Source organism: Paenibacillus sp. AGC31, assembly GCF_057334655.1.
In genome coordinates this window covers 191,973-212,280 of sequence record NZ_JBHFJH010000032.1, presented here as the reverse complement: position 1 = coordinate 212,280, position 20,308 = coordinate 191,973, and the positions used below count along the sequence as shown (strand labels likewise).

Annotated in this window: 18 protein-coding genes; 6 read left to right on the top strand and 12 right to left on the bottom strand. The window is 47.6% G+C overall.

Going from position 1 to position 20,308, the window contains the following annotated elements:
- Window positions 1–109 precede the first annotated feature (109 nt).
- The 5 genes from ACE04G_RS20630 to ACE04G_RS20610 all read right to left on the bottom strand — a co-directional run bounded on the left by ACE04G_RS20630 (window position 110) and on the right by ACE04G_RS20610 (window position 6,856).
- Window positions 110–1,129 (bottom strand): dienelactone hydrolase family protein, encoded by a 1,020-nt coding sequence (locus tag ACE04G_RS20630; protein WP_339184483.1) that lies wholly within the window; start codon window positions 1,127–1,129, stop codon window positions 110–112.
- A 191-nt stretch (window positions 1,130–1,320) separates the two neighbouring features.
- Complete coding sequence (locus ACE04G_RS20625; RefSeq protein ID WP_449004440.1) at window positions 1,321–3,567, bottom strand: MMPL family transporter; 2,247 nt, start codon at window positions 3,565–3,567, stop codon at window positions 1,321–1,323.
- A gap of 114 nt (window positions 3,568–3,681) precedes the next feature.
- A complete protein-coding gene (locus tag ACE04G_RS20620) occupies window positions 3,682–4,836 on the bottom strand; it encodes a type III polyketide synthase (RefSeq protein ID WP_449004439.1) in 1,155 nt (384 codons plus the stop codon).
- A gap of 234 nt (window positions 4,837–5,070) precedes the next feature.
- On the bottom strand, window positions 5,071–5,691 hold the full coding sequence (locus ACE04G_RS20615; RefSeq protein ID WP_076217035.1) for a flavin reductase family protein: 621 nt from the start codon (window positions 5,689–5,691) through the stop codon (window positions 5,071–5,073).
- A gap of 166 nt (window positions 5,692–5,857) precedes the next feature.
- Window positions 5,858–6,856, bottom strand: coding sequence for an ABC transporter substrate-binding protein (locus ACE04G_RS20610; protein ID WP_486094659.1), 999 nt, complete (start codon window positions 6,854–6,856; stop codon window positions 5,858–5,860).
- 220 nt (window positions 6,857–7,076) lie between these two features.
- On the opposite strand from ACE04G_RS20610, the gene ACE04G_RS20605 reads away from it, so the two are divergent.
- The gene (locus tag ACE04G_RS20605) at window positions 7,077–7,727 is read left to right on the top strand and encodes a hypothetical protein (protein WP_449004437.1); all 651 of its coding nucleotides are present in this window, start codon (window positions 7,077–7,079) and stop codon (window positions 7,725–7,727) included.
- 150 nt (window positions 7,728–7,877) lie between these two features.
- On the opposite strand, the gene ACE04G_RS20600 is transcribed toward ACE04G_RS20605, so the two are convergent.
- Complete coding sequence (locus tag ACE04G_RS20600; RefSeq protein ID WP_449004436.1) at window positions 7,878–9,101, bottom strand: multidrug effflux MFS transporter; 1,224 nt, start codon at window positions 9,099–9,101, stop codon at window positions 7,878–7,880.
- 6 nt (window positions 9,102–9,107) lie between these two features.
- Window positions 9,108–9,851 (bottom strand): GTP pyrophosphokinase, encoded by a 744-nt coding sequence (locus ACE04G_RS20595; protein ID WP_036608962.1) that lies wholly within the window; start codon window positions 9,849–9,851, stop codon window positions 9,108–9,110.
- Between the two features lie 434 nt (window positions 9,852–10,285).
- Between ACE04G_RS20595 and ACE04G_RS20590 the strand changes: the two genes are divergently transcribed.
- Together ACE04G_RS20590 and ACE04G_RS20585 are read left to right on the top strand one after the other, a co-directional pair.
- Window positions 10,286–10,975 (top strand): alpha/beta hydrolase family protein, encoded by a 690-nt coding sequence (locus ACE04G_RS20590; protein ID WP_486094687.1) that lies wholly within the window; start codon window positions 10,286–10,288, stop codon window positions 10,973–10,975.
- Between the two features lie 86 nt (window positions 10,976–11,061).
- The gene (locus ACE04G_RS20585; protein WP_449004435.1) at window positions 11,062–11,778 is read left to right on the top strand and encodes a YoaK family protein; all 717 of its coding nucleotides are present in this window, start codon (window positions 11,062–11,064) and stop codon (window positions 11,776–11,778) included.
- Between the two features lie 125 nt (window positions 11,779–11,903).
- Here ACE04G_RS20585 and ACE04G_RS20580 read toward each other — a convergent pair whose 3' ends face one another.
- Complete coding sequence (locus tag ACE04G_RS20580) at window positions 11,904–12,800, bottom strand: LysR family transcriptional regulator (protein WP_036608744.1); 897 nt, start codon at window positions 12,798–12,800, stop codon at window positions 11,904–11,906.
- 138 nt (window positions 12,801–12,938) lie between these two features.
- Here ACE04G_RS20580 and ACE04G_RS20575 point away from each other — a divergent pair, with 138 nt between their 5' ends.
- The 3 genes from ACE04G_RS20575 (at window position 12,939) to ACE04G_RS20565 (ending at window position 16,295) form a co-directional block, all read left to right on the top strand.
- Complete coding sequence (locus ACE04G_RS20575) at window positions 12,939–13,643, top strand: O-methyltransferase (protein WP_449004434.1); 705 nt, start codon at window positions 12,939–12,941, stop codon at window positions 13,641–13,643.
- Window positions 13,644–13,720: 77 nt separating this feature from the next.
- The gene (locus ACE04G_RS20570; protein ID WP_449004433.1) at window positions 13,721–15,031 is read left to right on the top strand and encodes an MFS transporter; all 1,311 of its coding nucleotides are present in this window, start codon (window positions 13,721–13,723) and stop codon (window positions 15,029–15,031) included.
- Window positions 15,032–15,179: 148 nt separating this feature from the next.
- Window positions 15,180–16,295 (top strand): AbrB family transcriptional regulator, encoded by a 1,116-nt coding sequence (locus tag ACE04G_RS20565; RefSeq protein WP_449004432.1) that lies wholly within the window; start codon window positions 15,180–15,182, stop codon window positions 16,293–16,295.
- Window positions 16,296–16,423: 128 nt separating this feature from the next.
- On the opposite strand, the gene ACE04G_RS20560 is transcribed toward ACE04G_RS20565, so the two are convergent.
- The 4 genes from ACE04G_RS20560 to treP form a co-directional block, all read right to left on the bottom strand.
- Window positions 16,424–16,627 (bottom strand): hypothetical protein, encoded by a 204-nt coding sequence (locus ACE04G_RS20560; protein ID WP_017688872.1) that lies wholly within the window; start codon window positions 16,625–16,627, stop codon window positions 16,424–16,426.
- Window positions 16,628–16,702: 75 nt separating this feature from the next.
- Complete coding sequence (locus tag ACE04G_RS20555; protein WP_449004431.1) at window positions 16,703–16,966, bottom strand: YkgJ family cysteine cluster protein; 264 nt, start codon at window positions 16,964–16,966, stop codon at window positions 16,703–16,705.
- A gap of 222 nt (window positions 16,967–17,188) precedes the next feature.
- Entirely contained in the window at window positions 17,189–18,037 is an 849-nt protein-coding gene (locus ACE04G_RS20550) for a chemotaxis protein (RefSeq protein ID WP_221824917.1), read from the bottom strand.
- A gap of 226 nt (window positions 18,038–18,263) precedes the next feature.
- Window positions 18,264–20,282, bottom strand: coding sequence for a PTS system trehalose-specific EIIBC component (gene treP / locus ACE04G_RS20545; protein WP_449004430.1), 2,019 nt, complete (start codon window positions 20,280–20,282; stop codon window positions 18,264–18,266).
- Between the last annotated feature and the right edge of the window lie 26 nt (window positions 20,283–20,308).

Here is a 20,308-nt window from a genome sequence, read left to right as displayed (position 1 = left end):
AAAATCCGGTGATAAAGGCGAACGCTTCGCTTTTTCAGGTTTTTTCTATCTTCTCCGTTATCGTGTAAATGATTAGTTCAACTTATATAGATGGTAATAAGCCTCAGCTTCACAGCACTTGATCAAGCCAGTCATAAGCCTTCGCACCGCTAATCTCATGTCCACCTGTAAAGAAATCCGCATCCAGTGATTCTGATGCTCCCGCCTGCTCATATATGTGTGTCAAACGGGCATACGCCTCTCTCGCTGCATGGATTGGGAACACCTGATCATCACTTCCGGCTTCAACAAAAAGTGGCCTAGGCACAATCAGGCCGATGAGATCCGGCAACTCCGCTTCACGCAGGATACCTGGCACATAGTTGTCCAGACAATGGTTCCGATCCAGTATGCTGCCCTGGAATGTACTTGCATAACCACTTACTACAGTTGCCCTGAACCGTTCATCCAACGCGGCTGTAAATGCGGTCACCAACCCACCACCCGAGATACCCATGCTTCCAATTCGCTCCGAATCCACTTCTGGCCGGGTCAATACATAATCCAATACACGTGTTGTTTCATACACCCTATGACCGGCGAGGGTCTTCCCCACCATGAGCAGATGCGCAGCAATCTTCGTGCAGGAGCTTACCCCTGGTGGCGCATCGCGGTCCTCTTCCAATCTTCGATCACCAAATCCGAGCAGCTCTGGAGCCGCAACCACATATCCACGCTTCACAAGAGCTACTGCAAAGTCCTTGTGTAATCCGGGCTCTCCTGTCCGTGGCGATCCATCCGGTTCCATGCCCGATATCTCTCGGCTACCGTAGCCATGCCCATGACAAGCAACAATAGCAGGTCTCTTTGTATCAGTAACGCTTCCATCACCCGGAATTAATAAATATACAGGCATGCGAAGTCCTGCATAGGTCGTGATTTCAATCCGCTCCCGAATATATCCGTCACATGTAATGCGCTCCAGTAAGACAGGATTCAGTGTGGCCGCCATCGTTGGAAAACCGCCCAGCCGCTCTTTCACACGAGTACGTAACTGACTGCACCATAACTCCAGGGGTTGATCTGCATGATACGCGGAACGACCACGAAGATTCGTTTGTTGTTGTAGATAGGCTTCAATATCAGACATGGGCCTGTGTCCCTCCTGTTTTTCATAAGATAACGTAGATAAAAGACTGTTGTATGGAATTAATCCCATCCATTATAGAACATCTAGGTCACCCATGAATTGAACATGTTTGCCTGTTTTGAATGGAATCACATGATTTCTAGCCAAAAAAAGGATATCTCCAACCTGAAGACAGGTTACGGAAATACCCTTCATTTCGTCTGACCTGGCAGCCACCAGTTCCACCTGCCCATTAATTTCATCAATGCTGGTACCAGTATTAGACGGATTAATGTAACGTCAATCAACACCGCTGCCGTGATTCCGATCCCTAACTGCCTCACACCTGCAACTTCGGCAAAAGCAAACGGCACGGTCACCGCAAGCAGAATTGCCGCTGCGGAGGTAACCAGACGGCCAGTGGAAGCCAATCCCTGTTGGACAGCCACATCACTGTCTCCGGTTCGTCTATACACTTCCTGAATACGGCTCAGCATAAACACACCATAATCCATGGATATGCCAAACACCAGTCCTGCAATGAATACAGGAATCATAATGGCAATAGCTGACGGCTCCATACCTAGATGTCCTTCATTGAACACCCACACCAATATGCCAAATGAAGCGGCTAAGCTGAGCAGATTCATCACAATTGCCTTGATTGGAATGAGCATCGATCGGAATGCCGCCAGTAACACAAGATAATTGGTGACCACTACAAATACCAGCACTTTGGGCAGTTGACTTGTGACTTCCTGCATTATTTCATACTGCTTGGCAGCTTCCCCACCATAACGTAGTTTTACGTTGTTGGAACCTGGTGCATGATCGCTATTCCTCATTTGTTCCAGCCAGTCTGCGACCTGCTCCGACCCGGGCTCCCCGTACACGTTGGCTATCAACCGTATGGAGTGATCAGAGACCGTTGAACGCAGCCATGCCGTCCTTGCTGACTCCTTGCCTTCTATGGAAGGAGTTAATGCCGACGGTGGAATTTGAAAAAGGCTTTGCGAGCCAGTTTGATTCGGCTGTAATAGGCCCCATGGTGAAACAATGCTCAATACGCCTGAGTCCTGCAGTAGTTGACGGGCTTTATTGTGGGCCAAATGCCAGTGAGAGGCAGTCAACAGTTCCTGCTGTCCGCCAATCACGATCTCGATGGCGGAGGTATTCTTTTGCCCCAAATCATGTTGCAACTGCTCTGCTGCCTGGCGGGAGTCCATTCTCTCTGGCAGTGAAGAGGCATCCGGGACGGACAGTTCCAGCCGGGTTACTGGATAAACACACAGGAGAAGCACAACCGTACCTCCAATGGCCATACTGACGGGTCGTTTCATGACCATTGCTGACCATCGATGCCAGACCGAGCGTCTGGGTAACCAATGGACTAACTTTCGCCTGAATACCCGATCCGCAGACAGTGACAGGAGAGCTGGCAGCAGCGTAACATTTAACAGTAGCGACAGGAGTAGAACAATAATGGCCCCCAAGGAGACACTTAGAAACATCGGCAGTCTGATCCAGAGCAGACCCAGCAGCCCAAGGAGCACGCAAGCTGCCGAGAACAACACTGCTCTGCCTGCTGTACGCAATGTTCGCTGAAGAATCTCACTCCGCAAAACCTCGCTCTGCATATCCAGGCTGCTACCCGTAACGTTAGCTTTGCCTTCATCTTCGTAGACGTGCTGAAGTTCTTCCCTGTACCTGCTCAGGATGATCAGGGCAAAGTCTATACTCAGTGCCATGCCCACCATGGGAATCACATTAATGATAAAGTTGGACAATTCCAGATGATAACCAAGGAGTGACGTAACTCCCATAGCGGTAATTACAGCACTGATCCCCATCATGACAGCAATCAACGCGGCATATAGCCCCCTGAATGCAAAACACAAAATGACCAGGGCAATCGGCAGTCCCACCATCTCTGCCCGTTCCAGATCACGAAAGCTCAGATGATTGACATCCTGCTGGACGACTGCCTTTCCCGTCAATCGCACCGTACCTGGACCGTCTGTTGCCAGTACGGCGCGCAACTGCTCCAGCGGAGGACCCATCTGATGCGCGAGCACATCCATTTTCACAAGGGCATATGCCCTTTGGTCTTGAAGCGTTAACCTTTCGCTAGCATCCAGAGGGGACGTGATAGAGGTTACTGCAGGCAGCACTTGGACCTGTGTCAAACGATCCTTGATCCACTGCCGGAACTGTAACGGTGAGGTATTTTCCTTTTTCTCAAAAACCAGAATAACCGGATCAGCAGGAGATCCGAATTCGTCCTCCAGAACAAGTTCAACCGCTTGCGCATCCCCGTGAACCCGTTTTAAGCCGTGATCCTGAACAATGTCAGGTAACTTCCACGCCCAGACCGCTGACATCCCGATGATAAATACCCAGCAGAGAATAATGAACCGCGGATATCGGCTGATGAAGGCAGCAAGTCTGCGATAACCCATACCTTAGCTCCTCTGCGATCAGATTAGTCATTCGATTATATTCATTGGCAAGGGTAAGATCATAAGCACGTTCATACACTTGCGGTGTATATCTCCTTCACTCGGGTTCGTGAACTATTGAATGCCATGATTCACAGGTGTTCTGTTCGCTATGGGGGCAGGGATGTATGTAAAAGGAAGTAACTCTGCTGTTAATCCCGGGCCAAAGGCCAGCGCTATCCCACTGGAATGCTCTTCCTTCTGTCTGTAATCCTCGCGGATCGCTTGAAGAACAAAAAGAATCGTCACGGACGACAGGTTGCCATAATCCCGCAGGATGTTTCGGCTGTAGGAGACCTGCTCATCTGTCAACTGATACAGCTTCTGAATGGCATCCACGATGCCTCTGCCTCCCGGATGGATCGCCCATATTTCCGGTAAACCGCTCCCCTCCAGCAACCGTTCTACCTCTGGACCGAGATGCAAACCAAGCAGCTTCGGAATCTGTGGTGACAGGTAGAGATCAAAGCCTGTATTGCCCACTTCCCAGATCATTTCTTCTGCACAATCCGGGAGTAGCGTTGAGTGCCCTCGGCCCAGTCGAAAACATTCATTGCGGTCTGTTCCGGATGCACCAATAACACAGGCAGAGGCTCCGTCTCCGAAAAACGATGCGGCATACAGGTCGTCCCGTTTGGCAGATGGCTGAAAGTGAAGTGTGCATAGTTCCACACACACGATGAGAACCGTAGCTTTCTGATCTGTCGTTACGATTGAATTCGCCAGTTGGATCGCCTTCAGACCGGCTGCACATCCTTGAAACACCAGTGGAATCCGGTTGATCTGCGGTGACAATTCAAGCTGCTGGATCAGCCGAACATCAAGTCCGGGCAGGAATTGCCCCGTGCAACTCACCGTAATGAGATGTGTAATTTCCGAGGAGATTACGTCTGCATCCTGAAGGGCCTGTCCGGCCGCCTCCAGACCAAGTGGAACAGCAGCGGCTTTGTATTTGCCCATACGCTCGGATGTAGTCGGAACCTCCTCCGCATTGGTAAAGGGTAAATATCGACAAGAATCAACAGGCTCAAGCAGATTCGGTTCACACGTATAACGAGTCTCCACACCGCACTGATTAAAGATCCGTTTGGCCCACCTTCTCGCATCCGGCTCATGTTCCAGCGCTTGCGCGAGACGGGCAGACACATCCTTTTGCTCAATACGGTGGGCAGGCCATGCCGTTCCTATTCCCATAATACTTGCCCCAGTATTTGCCTCAAGCTGGTTCATCGGCTTAACCTCCTATATCGTACGTGTTCAAAAGCAGGCTTTTTAAACAACCTATATATAAAATAGGTTCATATGACATGTGTGCAGGATATAGTACAAGTCTATTCACTCCCTGTCCGGTTTATGTTCATATTAACAAGCAAAGGCGGACAACATATGCGAGTTTCGCACGTGCTGTCCGCCTTTGCTACAGGATTAAACCCATTCCTATATTACATATTCGATCTTTCAGAACTATTCAGGTCGAATCACTGTGAATCTCTCCCCAAGCTTGGCATAATCATTACCCGCCAGTCGGCTGACTGGTTTCAAATGGTCCATCAGGATATAGCCCTTGTCCGGATTGTAGACTTGTTCGCTGAAATGATACTGTACAATGCGTACCAGCAGCAGGTCACTCACCGGTTTGCCCTCATCATTCGTTATCGGAATGTGCTGATACAGCTCACACTCCATCCGAATGAGTGCTTCCTGAATTCCTGGCACAGCAACCTTGGTACTTGGCACTGTAGTAAGTTTTGTCCGCTCAAGCTCACTTTCGTGGGGTTCCAGTATGGCTGCTGTTTCATTGACTTCTGTTATGATTGCTTCATCACAGATATGCACGACCAGTTCTTGATGAGCAAGCACATTACGTGCAGTATCTTTCATGATACCGTCTTTACGTGCAATGGATATGGATAACAACGGCGGGTCCGAACTAACCACATTAAAGAAACTAAACGGCGCCGCATTAATTACACCATTCTCATCTGAGAGTGTCGTCACAAAAGCAATTGGACGTGGTACCACCGAACCACTCATCAGTTTATAATTGTCTCTTCCCGTTATTTCACGTGGATCCAATGTATACATATGTAAATATCCCCTTCCATGCTCGTGTAACAAGTGTCAATTTCACTTCAGGACACGATAACACACTCATATTTATTATATAACGTAAAATGCTGAATTAACAAAAAAACTCCCTGGTGCGATTGCACCAGGAAGTAGGAACATGTTTTTTCATACCGACTATTTCTTATTTAACAATGCTGTTCTGAATGTCTTCCATAATTTGAAGGTTCGCTTGAACTCCGCTGTACAACCAGCTACTGGACCGGGTGAATTCAAAGACATTACCTGTCTTTACAGCAGGAATGCTCTGCCATACGGCATCTTTCAGCGCTTCTGAGCCTGCTCCCTTGTCACTGTTCACCAGGAATAGATAGTCTGCGTCCATTTCCGCGATCTTCTCCAATGAAATCTCAGACCAGTTACCCGTTGCCTTCGCAGATGCTTCCTTCACAACATTAGGCTCTGCAAGTCCAAGTTCGTTGTACATCACTTCACCACTGGAAACATTGTTGCTTACAACATAAAACTTGTTATTGAACAACCACAACGCTGCGGCCGACTTTGTTCCTCCAGTAACAGCAGTTACTTTTTCTTTGATTTCCTTTGCCTTGGCATCATAATCGTCAAGCGCCTTCTGCGCTACATCCGATTTGTTCAGAAGCTCGCCGATCTTGAGCAGAGCCTGACGCGAGTCCTTGTTGACCTCATCTCCGAGTACATAAGTAGGGGCAATTTTGTTGTACTGTTCGTATTTCTCCCCTTCAACTGTACTTTCAGAACCCATAATAATCAGGTCTGGTGAGAAACTGGCCATGGCTTCAAAAGGTAGATCACTTGCAATACCAGGTATGCCATTCAGATCGGTTTGCAGATAATCCTGCAAACCACTGCCGTTGTTGATGGCCCATTGTGCTGCTGGCTTAACACCGAGTGTAACAAGATGGTCTTCCAGATAAGAGGCGATGATGCGCTCCGGATTAGCCGGGATGGTAACCTCGTGTCCCATTGCATCTGTTAATGTGCGCTCTGTAGCGGATTCTGTTTGTGTCTCTGTCTCCGTTGTTGTATCGTTCTCTCCTGCTGCTCCATTCTCAGCCGTTTTTGTACCACACGCGGCCAACCAGATGGACATAACCATCACCGTAATCAGAAGTATGATCATCTTTCTATTTTTCTTAAGCAATTTGTTAACCCCTCTCATTTCATTATAAAAACCTTATTCGGCGTTATTGTGACAGATTTTAATGTTCAAAAATATTGATACATATAATATCCGTATGTACATTTGTCCGATTTCATTGACAATGATAATTGTTATCAGTTCAGTTGTCAATCCGATTATGCGACGAGTTGATCATATACAATCTTCTTGACGGCACTCACATATAGGCGGATGCCGCCATATGCTGAATGCAGAATACGACGACAGGAAGGATGTTCTGTACATGTATTACGAATATAACCCTTATCTAAGTTATGGAGAAGACCGTTCATTTCAATTGCCTCCACTGTTCCCGGGAGGTGGCGGTGGCGGCACACCGGGTGGTCCGACGTTTCCGGGTATACCTGGCGGTCAAGGCTCCTATCCTCCATACATTCCAGGCGGAGTACCCGGTCCGTATATCCCCGGAGGCATTCCAGGTACAATCCCGGGTACAGCACCGGGTGTACCTACGCAACTGACTCAAGGAAACCTGCCCACCCTGCTTAGTGCCTATCCTCGTCCGGTAGGTCAGCCTCCGGCAGAGATGCTTTTTCTGTATAACCTGATCAAAAGCAGCCCGGGTCTGCTTCCGCTCTTCCTCCAGCAACAGCCGCAAAACCTCACTCAAGCTGTGCAATTTGCACAGACTGGTGCAGCGGCACCACGAGATAACGAAGAACGTGCGCTGCCCAACTTTTGTTATAACCGGTGGTCCCTTGTCTTCACATACAATGATGTCTACCTGATGTGGCCTGCGATTAATCTGTTTGGTTTTGTGGTGGGGTACTTCTATCCATTCCTCACGCCAGGTATACTGTCCAATACACAGATTTTGTTTGCGCTCTGTTAAACCTGTCCTTACCTACAGCAAGAGCCTCATTTGGAAGCATGATTCCTTCCAAATAAGGCTCTTTTTCGTTCTTTTAACCCAAAGTCACTTTACACTATTAAGACTCCATAAACGCAAGGTTGTGCAGAATCAGTGCATTTAACTCAATACTTAATTGTTCTGGCGCTTCCTACCTCTACTGACCATTAGGAAATAAATCACCAAGGCACCGAGATCAGCACACGCAATAACGATTCCCATTGGCACAGCTGTTCCTTCTCCCCCAAGACCTACGAGGGGAGCGACAATACCTCCGAACAGGAACGTCATCACACCAATAAGTGCAGACGCACTGCCTGCCGATTTCTCCTGATTGGCCATTGCCAAGGCGAAGGACGCGGTATTGACCAACCCAACACTGGATACCACCAGAAATAACGGAATCAGCACAGAGATCAGATTACCTCCGGCCAGAATGGCGATGAGCAGTGAAGTTCCTCCGAGCGCCGCGGTTAGCAGCCCCGCGATTAACAGCCGGGTTTCAGATACCTTACCTGCAAGTCTGCCAGCAACCTGACTGGCCAGAATAATGCCTACCCCGTTAATGGCGAAGCATACACTGAACATTTGCGGGGATACCCCGTATATCTTCTGAAGCACAAACGGTGAACCGGATATGTAGGCAAACATGCCAGCCGCTACGAAACCCTGGGTCAACGCATAACCCATAAACTGACGATCCCCTGCGATTTGGCGAAACGTAATTAATGTCTGCTTCAGTCCCCCGCTTGATCTGCGGTTGGAAGGCAGTGTCTCCCCGAGACCGAAAATGACAGCCAACAACGTCAGTATACCGATGAGGCTAAGCATAATAAATACGCCGCGCCACGACGTATACGTCAACAATTGTCCACCAATGATTGGTGCAGCAATCGGGGCTACGCCGTTAATCAGCATTAACAGAGAGAAGAACCGTGTCAGTTCTGGGCCCGAATATACGTCTCTGACGATTGCGCGCGAGATGACAATCCCTGCCGCTCCAGCTACTCCTTGAATGAACCGCAGCACAACAAAAGAGCCCATCGTCAGGCTAACCAGGCAAAGTATGGAGGCGATCGTATAGAGCACAAGCCCTGCAATGAGCGGTGTTCGCCGACCACGTACATCACTTAGAGGTCCGGCAAGCAACTGTCCAACCGCAAGTCCAATCATACAAGCCGTCAGACTGAGTTGAGCATACGAAGTAGAAGAACCAAACTCATCAGCCAGCGTGGGCAACGCGGGTAAATACATATCCAGGGACAACGGCCCAAAGGCCGACAGTGTCCCCAGAATTAAAGCCATCCGTACACGAGATGTAGAGTTCGTGTTCAATGAAGCTGTTGTACTTTTCATCAAATACTACTCCCCGCTACCCAGCAGCTTGAGCAGGTTGGACGGCAGTGTGAACTGTTGATTGTTAATAATAATACGGCGTAATTCTTCTTCATCCCGCTCGTTATCCGCGTCCTTGATCTCCTGAATTTCCCGGTGAAGTCGCTCCATCTGTTGATCCAGCGCATTTGCCGAATCTGCCGCACTCTTTAACTCTCTCGTCAAATGCTCGGGAACATCCTTATTGTATTTATAAAAAATCTTATGCTCCAGACTCGCCCAGAAATCCATCGCGATTGTACGGATCTGAATCTCCACACATGCTCGTTCCTCACCATTGGACATGTACACAGGCACTTCCACCAGAAGGTGAAGGCTTTGGTAGCCGTTTGGCTTTGGATTCTCGATGTAGTCTTTGACCTCCAGTACACGCAGATCACTCTGGTTGCACAGCATATCCTTAATGCGATAGATATCCGAGATAAAAGAACATGTAATCCGTACCCCGGCGATATCCTTGATATTTTGCTTGATGCTCTCAAACGTTAACTCATGATTTTTGCGGAACATCTTATTCATAATGCTCTCAGGAGATTTCAGTCTGGACTTTGTATGCTCAATTGGACTGTAATCATGCAAAGACTGGAATTCTTCCTTCAGGACTTCAATCTTGGTCTCCATTTGATCCAGAGCAAATTTATAGATCATCATAAATCTGGTAATTTCATATTTGAATTTCTTGAATTGATCGATTGGATGTGGAGCGTTCATCATGGCTTTCTCCCTTTCTTTCTGCACACTAAAATTAGTTTTATGAATATGAGAACAAGCGGTCAATCCACAGGTCTCCTGAACCATTATAAATCATATGGAGCCAATAAACGAATTTCTCACATTTGGGCTGGCGATTCTGCCTGGAAGGTATGGGAAGTTATTTTACGCGCATCCTATAGAAACATCCCTGTCATTTGGCCCGCAATTATTAATAAAAGAGGTGGATTTTCCTGCTCTATCAAGTGACGTATTCATCCGATACACTTCGGGTTAAAGCTTATTTATACCTGCCACAAGGTTGTTCATTACCTGATATCACGACATATGAAACTTCTCATTCCGGCTCTGTCTCCTCTGCCTTTCCGGAATTCGCTTCCATACATAAGTCTCTACATTTGCAACCGCTCGCCAGCCACTACCCTTCTGCCAGAATGCATGATATCGCTCACACACAGGAACAGTGGCCTGTGCTGATCTATTGTCGCGGCGGACTTGGCAGCTATGGCGGGGTAAATACCGTTTGGCTTGAGCAATTTGTACATAAAGGTTATATCGTGTTCGCTCCATCCTATCGTGGCAACGAAGGAGGTGAAGGTCGTGACGAGTATGGCGGGAAAGATGCCGAAGATGTGCATGCCGCTTACCGGTTGATGAAACGATTACCTTTTGTCGATCCGACTCGGATATCGTTAATGGGGTTCTCCCGTGGAGCCATTAATGCTGTACATACCGCAACTGCCTATAATGAGGGACTGGACAGAGTACATAAGTTAGTTCTTTGGAGCGGTGTCGCCGATGTGGAACGCACTTACCATGAGCGAACCGACCTGAGGCGCACATTGAAACGGGTGCTGGGTGGCTCCCCACGCGCAGTTCCGGAAGCTTATCTCGCCCGTTCTCCCTTGTCAAAAGCGAACAAACTATCTTGTCCCGTGCTAATCATGCATGGCACATCGGATACACAGGTGAATTACAGTCATGGCACCCGAATGTATCACTGGCTTAAACGCCGAGGTGCGGATGTCACATTTCACGCTTATGGCGGGCAGGATCATCATTTTCACGAGAAAATACATCAGTCAGCGGTTAACAATATGTTTGATTGGCTCGCTGCACCTTAAATCTTGCGCGATGAATTTCATTTTGAAGATGCATGGGTTATGGCTGTATACTGGAGGAGCTACGTTTTTTTGAAAGGACGGATAGGATGAATCAAAGCACCCTCCAAAAATACGCCATGTTGCTTCTCTGTATGTCTGCCGGAATGGTGGACCTGATCGGATATCTGGGACTGGGGCATGTGCTCACAGCCAATATGACGGGAAATATTGTTTTGTTGGGTATTGCCATTGCCCGTGCTCAGGAATTTGTCGTGCTGCGGTCACTGCTTGCTCTCATTGGTTTTATTACTGGCAATGCCATTGCAGCACATATGGTTGGACCTGTGCAGACCAAAAATGGCTGGTCTTCTAAGGTCACAGCCGTATTTACTGTTGAAAGCATATTGCTCCTGCTGTTCGCGATCGCCATGATTAGTCCATTTTCAGAACAACTGTCTTATCTGTTAATTGTCATCCTAGCCGTTGCAATGGGGATGCAAACAACTGCGGCACGCCGCATTGGAATTGCTGGCATCTCAACAACCGTGCTCACCAATAATTTGGCCGCTGTGGTTGAGGATACCGTAAACATCCTCAAAAAGCTGCGACATGCGAATATCCGATCGTTAACCAAAGCCTTGTCCACAGACGCCTACCTTCGTGCAGGTGCTGTTGTCATCTATTTGATCGGCGTCATTGCAGCCGCATTGTTATTCCACCGTGTGCCCATGATTGCAGTCTGGATTCCTGTCCTGATCATTGGCGGCGTAACCCTATACGCCCGATTACATGCATGGGGAACTTCACAACAAAGCGAAAGTTAATAAAAGTTAATAGTAGAAGAAGCAATCTGTCCATTCAAGAGGCTGTGCAAAAATCCACTTTAGGATACTGAAAACTGGTCTTTTTGAACATGGACTTTAAGTTATTTTAAGTACAATCACGCTATTTATTTCATCAAAGCAGCTTCTTGGCGGATAAGCTTGACCAGATGCTGTGCAGCAGGTGATAATACCTCCCCGGCTCGTGTACATACGGCAACCGTATTTCTCAGCTGTACACCTCGAACAAACACACGTGCCAGCCTGCCTTGCTGCACATCTTCGTTCACAACCAAAGAAGATATAAAGTTGGCCCCATAACCTGCCTTCACCGCACTAATCGTTTCGTTCAGCCCGTTGAACTGAAGCGCAATGCGGGGAGCGGCCAGGTTATTTGTTGTGCAAAGGGAAACGAGTCGCTCACGCGTGGCACTGCCTTCTTCGCGCATGATAAACGGCTCCGCCATCATCTCATGCAGCTCGATTTCTTTGCCCGCATACGGATGGTCAGGGTGCACAACAAACCACATCTCATCGTCAAACAATTCATCCCATTGGACACCTGCATGTGTAATGCCACTTCCACCATACACTGCAATCTCTGCCTCATAACGAAGTAATTGGTCAAATGCCATCCGGGTGTTGGTTGTGCTAACAACAATCTCCACATCCTCGTGCATTTGCTTAAACCGCGCAATCCAGCCCGGCAGCAGAAAATTCGAAGGCAAGTAGGTTGCCGTAAGACGGATCAGTCCTTTCTTGCCCTCCCGAAAATCCTGCACAAAATTCTCGACATCCTGCTCCAGCATGAACAGACGTTCCGCATAACCTGTCAACTGTATCCCCGCATCCGTAAGCACCAGTCTTCTTCCCTCCGAAACAAAAAGCTGGATTCCCAATTCACGTTCAAACTTCTTCACCTGAGAAGATACTGCTGGCTGACTAATATTTAGTTCCTCTGCGGCACGAGTGACCCCGCCATATCTCACGATGGCATGAAATAATCGTAATCCATGCAGATTCATGTTTACACCTCTTCCACGTCAATTACATAATCTAAAGTTATATTATCATACATAATATATATTTTATTTATATATCTGCTTCATTTATAGTTGAAATATGAAATCCAATACAAGGAACAAGGAAAGGAACATGTGAACATGAAAAATATAAATACGACCAACCTACAGCATACCTGGACTCAAGTCGACGACTACATGAATGATCTGCTGATTCCATCAGATTCCCTGCTGGAACATACACTGCAAAGCAATGCCGAAGCTGGACTCCCTGCTCATGACGTAACACCAAATCAAGGAAAGTTACTTCAACTCCTGCTTCAAATCCAAGGCGCATCCCGTGTACTTGAAATCGGCACATTGGGTGGATACAGTACCATCTGGATGGCAAGAGCGCTGCCTGAACACGGACGCATCGTCTCACTGGAATCAGAATCACACCATGCAGACTTGGCCCGGGCCAATCTCACACGAGCAGGGCTGATGCACAAGGTTGACCTTAGAGTTGGTCCTGCCCTAATCACCCTTCCCGATGTTCAGGAAGAATACAGAGAACCGTTTGATATGATCTTCATCGATGCTGACAAACCGAGTAATCCCGATTATCTGAGATGGGCCCTGCGACTGACTCGGCCGGGGAGTCTTATTATTGGTGATAATATCGTCAGGGACGGTGAAGTGATCCGCACAGACAGCACAGACCCCAGAGTTCAAGGCGTTCGATCATTCCTGCAGTTGATCTCGGATCACCCTCGGCTTGAAGCTACAGCACTGCAAACGGTTGGTAGCAAAGGTTACGATGGATTCGTCATTGCTCGTGTGATTGATGCCCCTGAACCAAAATAAACAGTGGTCAATTCTTCCGCAAATTCCCCTTTCCTGTTAAACTGGAATCACTGCACAGGTAGACTGGGGGGAACCACTTGAGAGTTTTACAACATATTAATGATGAAATTCGCGGCTGGTCCCGCAATATTCAACTGTTTTTCCTGGCTAGCATTCTGTATCAGATCGGAAATGGCATGTTCTCTGTCTTGTACAATCTGTACATTCAGGGTCTGGGCTATAATGATACAATGAACGGCCAGATTGTAAGTATTCAATCACTCGCAACAGCCATTATGTTTGTTCCTATCGGTCTATGCGGTGATCTGTTCAGCCGCAAGCGATTACTCATTACCGGGGCGTTATTCAGCGGAATCTTTCTGATCGGACGCTCCTTCGATTATTCGGCTACAGGGCTGATCTGGTTCGCTGTATTCTCTGGCCTTTTCGCTGGGGTATTCCAAGTACTGGCCATTCCTTATCTGGCGGAAAACGTCAAGAAAAGCCAGCGGCTGAAAATGTTCAGTTATTATTCATCCCTTGTGCTCGCTTCCCAGGTGCTTGGTAGCCTGGGTGGCGGTGTATTCGCAGATTTGTTACATACGGCAGGACTCGCCAAAGTGACCGGATTGCAGACGGTTTTATTTGTCGGTGGTGCAGCAACACTAGCTGCATTTATTCCACTGTTATTTGTAACCGAAGGCAAGGCTGCTCCGCAGACCACGATTACGGCGCAACCCGTTCTTCAACCCGATTCGGGTCTAGAAGGAAATTCAACGAATACCCCAAGCACGGACGATTCGATCACGAAGAAAAAAGATTCCCGACTGATTGGTCAGTTTATAGTGACTCAGTTGTTAATTGGATTAGGTTCCGGACTGGTTGTACCGTATCTGAATCTGTATTTCACCAATCGATTCTCGGTTTCTCTGAGCGGCATGAGCTTACTAATTGCACTTGGTCAGATTATGACGATTGTATCCATGCTGATTGGTCCTACCCTGGCGGCAAAAGTCGGAAGCGTAAGAGCCGTTGTCATTTTCCAGGTCATGTCGCTGCCTTTCCTTCTATTAACAGGCTTCACCAATCTGTTGTTCATCGCTTCGCTCAGTTTCTTATTCAGACAAGCATTAATGAACGCAGCCAATCCCATTCATTCAGCGATACTGGTGGATCGGATCTCGGACAAACGTCGTGGCATTGCCAATTCACTGATGCAGACCTCGTTCATGATTGGATGGGCGACCATGGGACCCGTTCAATCCTATCTGGTCACTACATACGGAACGTACTGGGGTTACGCGATCACATTCAGCATCACAGGCTGTCTATATGTTATTTCATCACTGATGTACTTTGTAATGTTCAGAGAACCCAAACCTTCCGCTACGGCTCTCGCAGGATCTTAATGAGTTGAACAGTAGCAGTCTGGTTGTTCCGCAGATAACGCAACGTATCTAATCATCAGGAGTGATCACACATGAACATGAATCCTTCATTAAACCTGAATGCATACCCGAATCTCATACCACCTCATTCAACCGGTAGGCTAAACGGATGGAACTGATGCGCAAGCTTGGTTCCCACGTTGTCTTTCGGTTTTTTCTTAGTCTGGGTGTCTCTGTTCTTGGCGGATTGCTGTTCACAGCCATTCATACACCGATCCCGTGGTTGCTCGGCCCAATGGTATTCATGCTGCTTGGTTCCCAAGTCGCCAAATGGCCACTCATGTGGCCTGCCTCTATTCGGGACTACGGCATTCTGATTGTTGGTTATTCGATTGGACTCACCTTAACAAAAGAGGCACTGCACGGCATTTTGCAACAACTTCCTATGATGCTTCTGATGACCTTGCTGTTAATCGGATTGTGTGTAATTACGGCCTACATCGCTTCAAAGGTAACCGACTTTGACTTCCCCTCCCTGCTGGTTGGCAGCATTCCAGGAGGACTGTCCCAGATGGTGTCCCTTGCAGAAGAGATGAAATCTATCAATCTGACGCTAGTTACCTTTTTGCAGGTGACTCGGCTGATCATGATTGTCTTCTGTGTTCCGTTCCTGCTGTTCAGTCCGTGGATTGGAGGTACCGCAGGTGGAGGTTTGGATCATACGTTCATTGACGTAGCGACGTGGGGTTCCCTTTTCCCCGAGATTCTTGTCTATGCTCCGCTCTGTGTAGCGGGTGCATGGGTTGCACGCAAACTCCGATTTCCGACAGCCTTTATGCTGGGTCCCATGATTGTCATGTGTGTCGTTCAATTAAGTACAACGATGCACACGCCCAGTCTGCCAACCTCCCTCTTAAACGTATCGCAATTGATGATTGGCAGCCACGTTGGACTGATGCTCAAGCCGGAACAGTTGCAACGTAAGACACAGACGGTGACCCTAGCCGTGATTAGCAGTGTACTTCTCATTGCTGGTGCGCTTGGATTGAGTTATCTGTTAATGAATGTATTCTCCCTCTCGGCGGCTACCTCACTACTCAGTATGGCCCCTGGCGGAATGGATCAGATGAGTATCATGGCACATGAAGTGAATGCCGATCTTTCGGTTGTATCCGGGTACCAATTATTTCGCATCCTGTTTATTTTCTTCATCGTCTCTTCCGTACTGAAGATGATTCTTGTACATATGTTGAAAGAAAAGAAAGTTAAGCCCTCACTTCAATGATCATATTTCTAGCTGATCCCATGACAAAGAGAGTATCCATTGATGTCACGTCCTGCGGATACTCTCTTTTATTTGTACAGACTTAACTTCAGCATTTGGCTTCATTCAATTTTAAGCATAATGACTACTTATGAATAAATTCGGTTGTACATCCAGCCTACAATGCCCACCGTAACCACTGTTGCCCCAATAATAAATGCATAATAGCCAATCTTACTTTTGGACTCCGAAGTCTGATGGTCATAATAATCCGAGTTACGTCGGTAAAACCCCATCCATAACTCTCCGATCATATTCACTACAACCAATACAAAACGTTTAACAAGCCCCATTGTATTCGCGTCTCCTCTCTAATCAACCTTCTTCCCTATTAAGTATAATTATCCCAATTCATTAAAACAACCTACTCATATTACCTTTGGTGCAGTTTCTTGCTCCAACCAGGTTAGAATATCAAAGGCTTCTTGGTCGGTGCTACCACACATCGCTTCCTCAGCTTGCAATCCACTGCATACCGCAGGACGATCTTTTTGGCCAAAAATTCCGCAGCGATTATCATCGGTAAGCTGCACACAACGTACACCTGCCGGCTTGCCATGAGCCATGCCCGGTATGGGTGACGATATTGAAATCGCGATACAACATGCGGCACAGCCTGTCCTGCATTCCATACACATTCCCTCCTAATTTTAATACTTATAGTACTGACAATACGTGTTCAAAAAGACCGGTTTTCAATACCAAGAAGATGGGATGAAGATAGAAATGGAGTAGCGGAGCGTAGATAGAGCTACGTGAGCAACGGACATTTCGGCTGAATTCCATATTCGATGCTGATGATGCCATTAGGCATCCTTCGTAATCAAAAGCGGACTTTTTGAACTACCTCTTAATTATGAACGATTTATCCAGGTCCAGGTTCGAGCCAGTCCCTGAGCAATTCTCCGATTCATACTTCGATTGGAAAAATACCCCCCATGACTTAGCGGATTCCAACTCATAGCCACGCCGCCAGAGTTCACTTCAATGTCTTCTTTGACCGCTTTCTCATAAGCGGGATCAATGGGGCGTAATGGATAACCCAGAATATCATCCCGATCGTAGAAGTTCACCCACTCCCCTTCCAGCCCAGCATAGTACTGATTCACATGGGAAGAGGGCACCTGAATTGGACAACTAAAGTCATGGTAACGCAAACTCCATAAGGGCAAGGTTGTACCAAACGAGTAAAAATGGGTCAGGGTATCCCCCCGCTCCAGAGCCGAGTTCACATCCACAACCTCAGGCACACGACTGGACGGATATTGCAGATCGTAGAAGAAGTTACTGGCGATTACGGCACCCAAACTATGGGCAACCACACAGAGCGGAGCTTCCGGTCCATTACGCTGTGCAAGGGTATGCATCGCCTGATTCAACGTTCGATGTACGGCATCGTAGTTATGGCCTTGATTTTCCACCGGTTGATAAGCAACCGCATCAGCCAGGTAGTGGATGACAAATCGGCGCAACGCCTGAAAGTTCAATCCCGGAGAGCTGACGAGCTGTTGAAAGAGCGCCTCTTCCCGCTCCTCAAATACATCCGCCCAATATACAGGTTCGATATCGAGCATCTGTTTGGAGGCTCCAGGCAAGACCATCACCTTGTCCAATTCCTTATGCAAACAAGCAATCAGCTTGTCCGCGTACCCATCCTTCCGCATACCCAGCCCATGAATAACCATCACCGCAATACGTGTCATGGCTCTCCTCCTCATCGATCTAGGATCTCTTTCTCCACCATATGAACGCCACGACTCGAACATGCCTGAAGCTTGCTTTGTCAGAAGAACCTTTCCAACCACCATTATTTTAAAAATGTGATTCTTCCATTTTATATACAGTTTACCATGATCGCCATGAAAATAACGATCTCACAACAAAAAAGGAGCTGCACATCACGCAGCCCCTTCTTGTTGTTGTATTCAATTAACCTTTCAGATGAACCTTCAACACACCATTTTGATTGGATCTAACATCACCTGTCGTGACTTCCACCCGTTCAACCATATCCTGACCATCTGGAATGATAATCGGGGTAATCAGCGGGTATCCCGCATCTTCAATTACCTTACGATCAAACTCCAACAGCTTTTGTCCAGCCTTTACATGCTCGCCAGCTTCCACATGCATGTTGAAGCCTTCACCCTTGAGGGATACGGTATTAATCCCGACATGGATCAGAACCTGTAATCCACTCGCGTGTTCAAGAATCACCGCATGTTTACTTTTGATCACATGAGCTACCTGAGCATCAAACGGGGCAACAACAACATTGCCGGAAGGTTCAATTGCTACACCCTCACCCATCTGTTTCTCGGCAAAAGCCGGATCTGGTACTTGCTCCAGTGATACGGCCTGGCCTGTTAATGGCGCCATGATTTCCAGTGTATTCACGGCTTCGTCTCCTACTTGAGCTGCACTACGTGTGCGCTGGTTTGGATCTGTTTTTGCAGTTGAAGAGGTAACACCCGAAGCAGACTGCGACGTAACCGCTTTAGGCTCATTAATGGTTTCATTGCTTGCACTACGATCTTCTTTTCTCAGTTTGGCTCTGCCAAAAAGGACGGTCAGTACAAATGGTACAACCAGGACAATCGCCATGCCGATGAAGAAGACACCCCATTTGTTAGGGAAAATCGACAGGAATCCCGGTACGCCACCTACACCGATGGATGTTGCCTGAACATTATTCATCGTCAGCAACACACCGCCAATCGCGGAACCGACCATACCAAAGATAAACGGATAACGATAACGGATATTCACGCCGAAGATCGCCGGCTCAGTTACCCCGAGGAAGGCCGATACCGAGGACGTTGCTGCAAGTCCTCTCATTTTCTTCTCACGCAGGACAAGCATCATCGCAAGTGCCGCTGAACCCTGTGCGATATTAGACAATGCCAGCATCGGCCACAGGAACGTACCACCCTGACTACCGATGAGCTGAACATCGACCGCGAGGAACGTGTGATGCATACCGGTGATAACGAGCAAAGCGTATAAACCACCGTAGATCAGACCACCCAGCGCCGCGTATGAATCGTATACATAGATCAAGCCGGATGTAATTGCATTTGCAATAGCAAATGTAACCGGTCCAATAATCGTAAATGCCAAGAATCCGGTAATCAGCAACGTAACTGGTGCAACGACCAGCAGTTTAATTGAATCATGTACCCTTTTGTTCAGGAAAATTTCCATCTTTGCAAGCAGATAGGCCGATACCAGTACTGGCAGAACCTGCCCTTGATAACCGATCTTCTCAATCTCCCAACCGAACAGATTCCATGTTGGCACCGTGCCATTATTCACAGCATCAGCGTAACCATATGCACTCAGCAGATCGGGATGTACCAAAATGAGACCCAGCACGATCCCGAGCAGCGGACTGCCTCCAAACCTTTTTACAGCTGCCCAACCAATTAGAGCCGGCAGGAACGTGAAGGCTGTACTGGCAATCGTATTAATAATGGACGCAAGATCCTTCCAGGCTGGATAAACATCCACCAGTGATTTTCCATCAAAGAAAATGCCTGGACCTGTCAGAATATTGTTAATCCCGAGCAAAAGACCTGCCGTAATGATTGCAGGCAAGATCGGAATGAAAATATCCGAGAGTGTTTTAATCGCTCGCTGAATTGGATTTTGCTTTTTACCAGCAACCACCTTCACATCATCCTTGGAAGAACGATCTCCCCCGGTAATCTGAATCATCTCATCATAGACTTTATCTACCAGACCAGGCCCAATAACGACCTGGAATTGTCCTTGGGAAGAGAATTGTCCTTTAACCAGATCATTCTGATCCAGACTTTCAGTATCCACTTTACTCTCATCATACAAGGCAAACCGGAGTCGTGTAACACAGTGTGTAGCAGCTTCAATATTCTCTTTGCCACCGACTGCCCGGACGATCTCCTCAACCTGTTTTTTATCGATTGCCATAGTGTCACTTCCTATTTATAAAATGT

Excerpts from the sequence above, each read along its gene's own strand:
- ACE04G_RS20630 (WP_339184483.1), bottom strand. The coding sequence starts at position 1,129 with ATGTCTGATATTGAAGCCTATCTACAACAACAAACGAATCTTCGTGGT.
- ACE04G_RS20625 (WP_449004440.1), bottom strand. The coding sequence starts at position 3,567 with ATGGGTTATCGCAGACTTGCTGCCTTCATCAGCCGATATCCGCGGTTC.
- ACE04G_RS20620 (WP_449004439.1), bottom strand. The coding sequence starts at position 4,836 with ATGAACCAGCTTGAGGCAAATACTGGGGCAAGTATTATGGGAATAGGA.
- ACE04G_RS20615 (WP_076217035.1), bottom strand. The coding sequence starts at position 5,691 with ATGTATACATTGGATCCACGTGAAATAACGGGAAGAGACAATTATAAA.
- ACE04G_RS20605 (WP_449004437.1), top strand. The coding sequence starts at position 7,077 with ATGCTGAATGCAGAATACGACGACAGGAAGGATGTTCTGTACATGTAT.
- ACE04G_RS20600 (WP_449004436.1), bottom strand. The coding sequence starts at position 9,101 with ATGAAAAGTACAACAGCTTCATTGAACACGAACTCTACATCTCGTGTA.
- ACE04G_RS20595 (WP_036608962.1), bottom strand. The coding sequence starts at position 9,851 with ATGAACGCTCCACATCCAATCGATCAATTCAAGAAATTCAAATATGAA.
- ACE04G_RS20590 (WP_486094687.1), top strand. The coding sequence starts at position 10,286 with ATGCATGATATCGCTCACACACAGGAACAGTGGCCTGTGCTGATCTAT.
- ACE04G_RS20585 (WP_449004435.1), top strand. The coding sequence starts at position 11,062 with ATGAATCAAAGCACCCTCCAAAAATACGCCATGTTGCTTCTCTGTATG.
- ACE04G_RS20580 (WP_036608744.1), bottom strand. The coding sequence starts at position 12,800 with ATGAATCTGCATGGATTACGATTATTTCATGCCATCGTGAGATATGGC.
- ACE04G_RS20575 (WP_449004434.1), top strand. The coding sequence starts at position 12,939 with ATGAAAAATATAAATACGACCAACCTACAGCATACCTGGACTCAAGTC.
- ACE04G_RS20565 (WP_449004432.1), top strand. The coding sequence starts at position 15,180 with ATGGAACTGATGCGCAAGCTTGGTTCCCACGTTGTCTTTCGGTTTTTT.
- ACE04G_RS20560 (WP_017688872.1), bottom strand. The coding sequence starts at position 16,627 with ATGGGGCTTGTTAAACGTTTTGTATTGGTTGTAGTGAATATGATCGGA.
- ACE04G_RS20555 (WP_449004431.1), bottom strand. The coding sequence starts at position 16,966 with ATGGAATGCAGGACAGGCTGTGCCGCATGTTGTATCGCGATTTCAATA.
- ACE04G_RS20550 (WP_221824917.1), bottom strand. The coding sequence starts at position 18,037 with ATGACACGTATTGCGGTGATGGTTATTCATGGGCTGGGTATGCGGAAG.
- treP (WP_449004430.1), bottom strand. The coding sequence starts at position 20,282 with ATGGCAATCGATAAAAAACAGGTTGAGGAGATCGTCCGGGCAGTCGGT.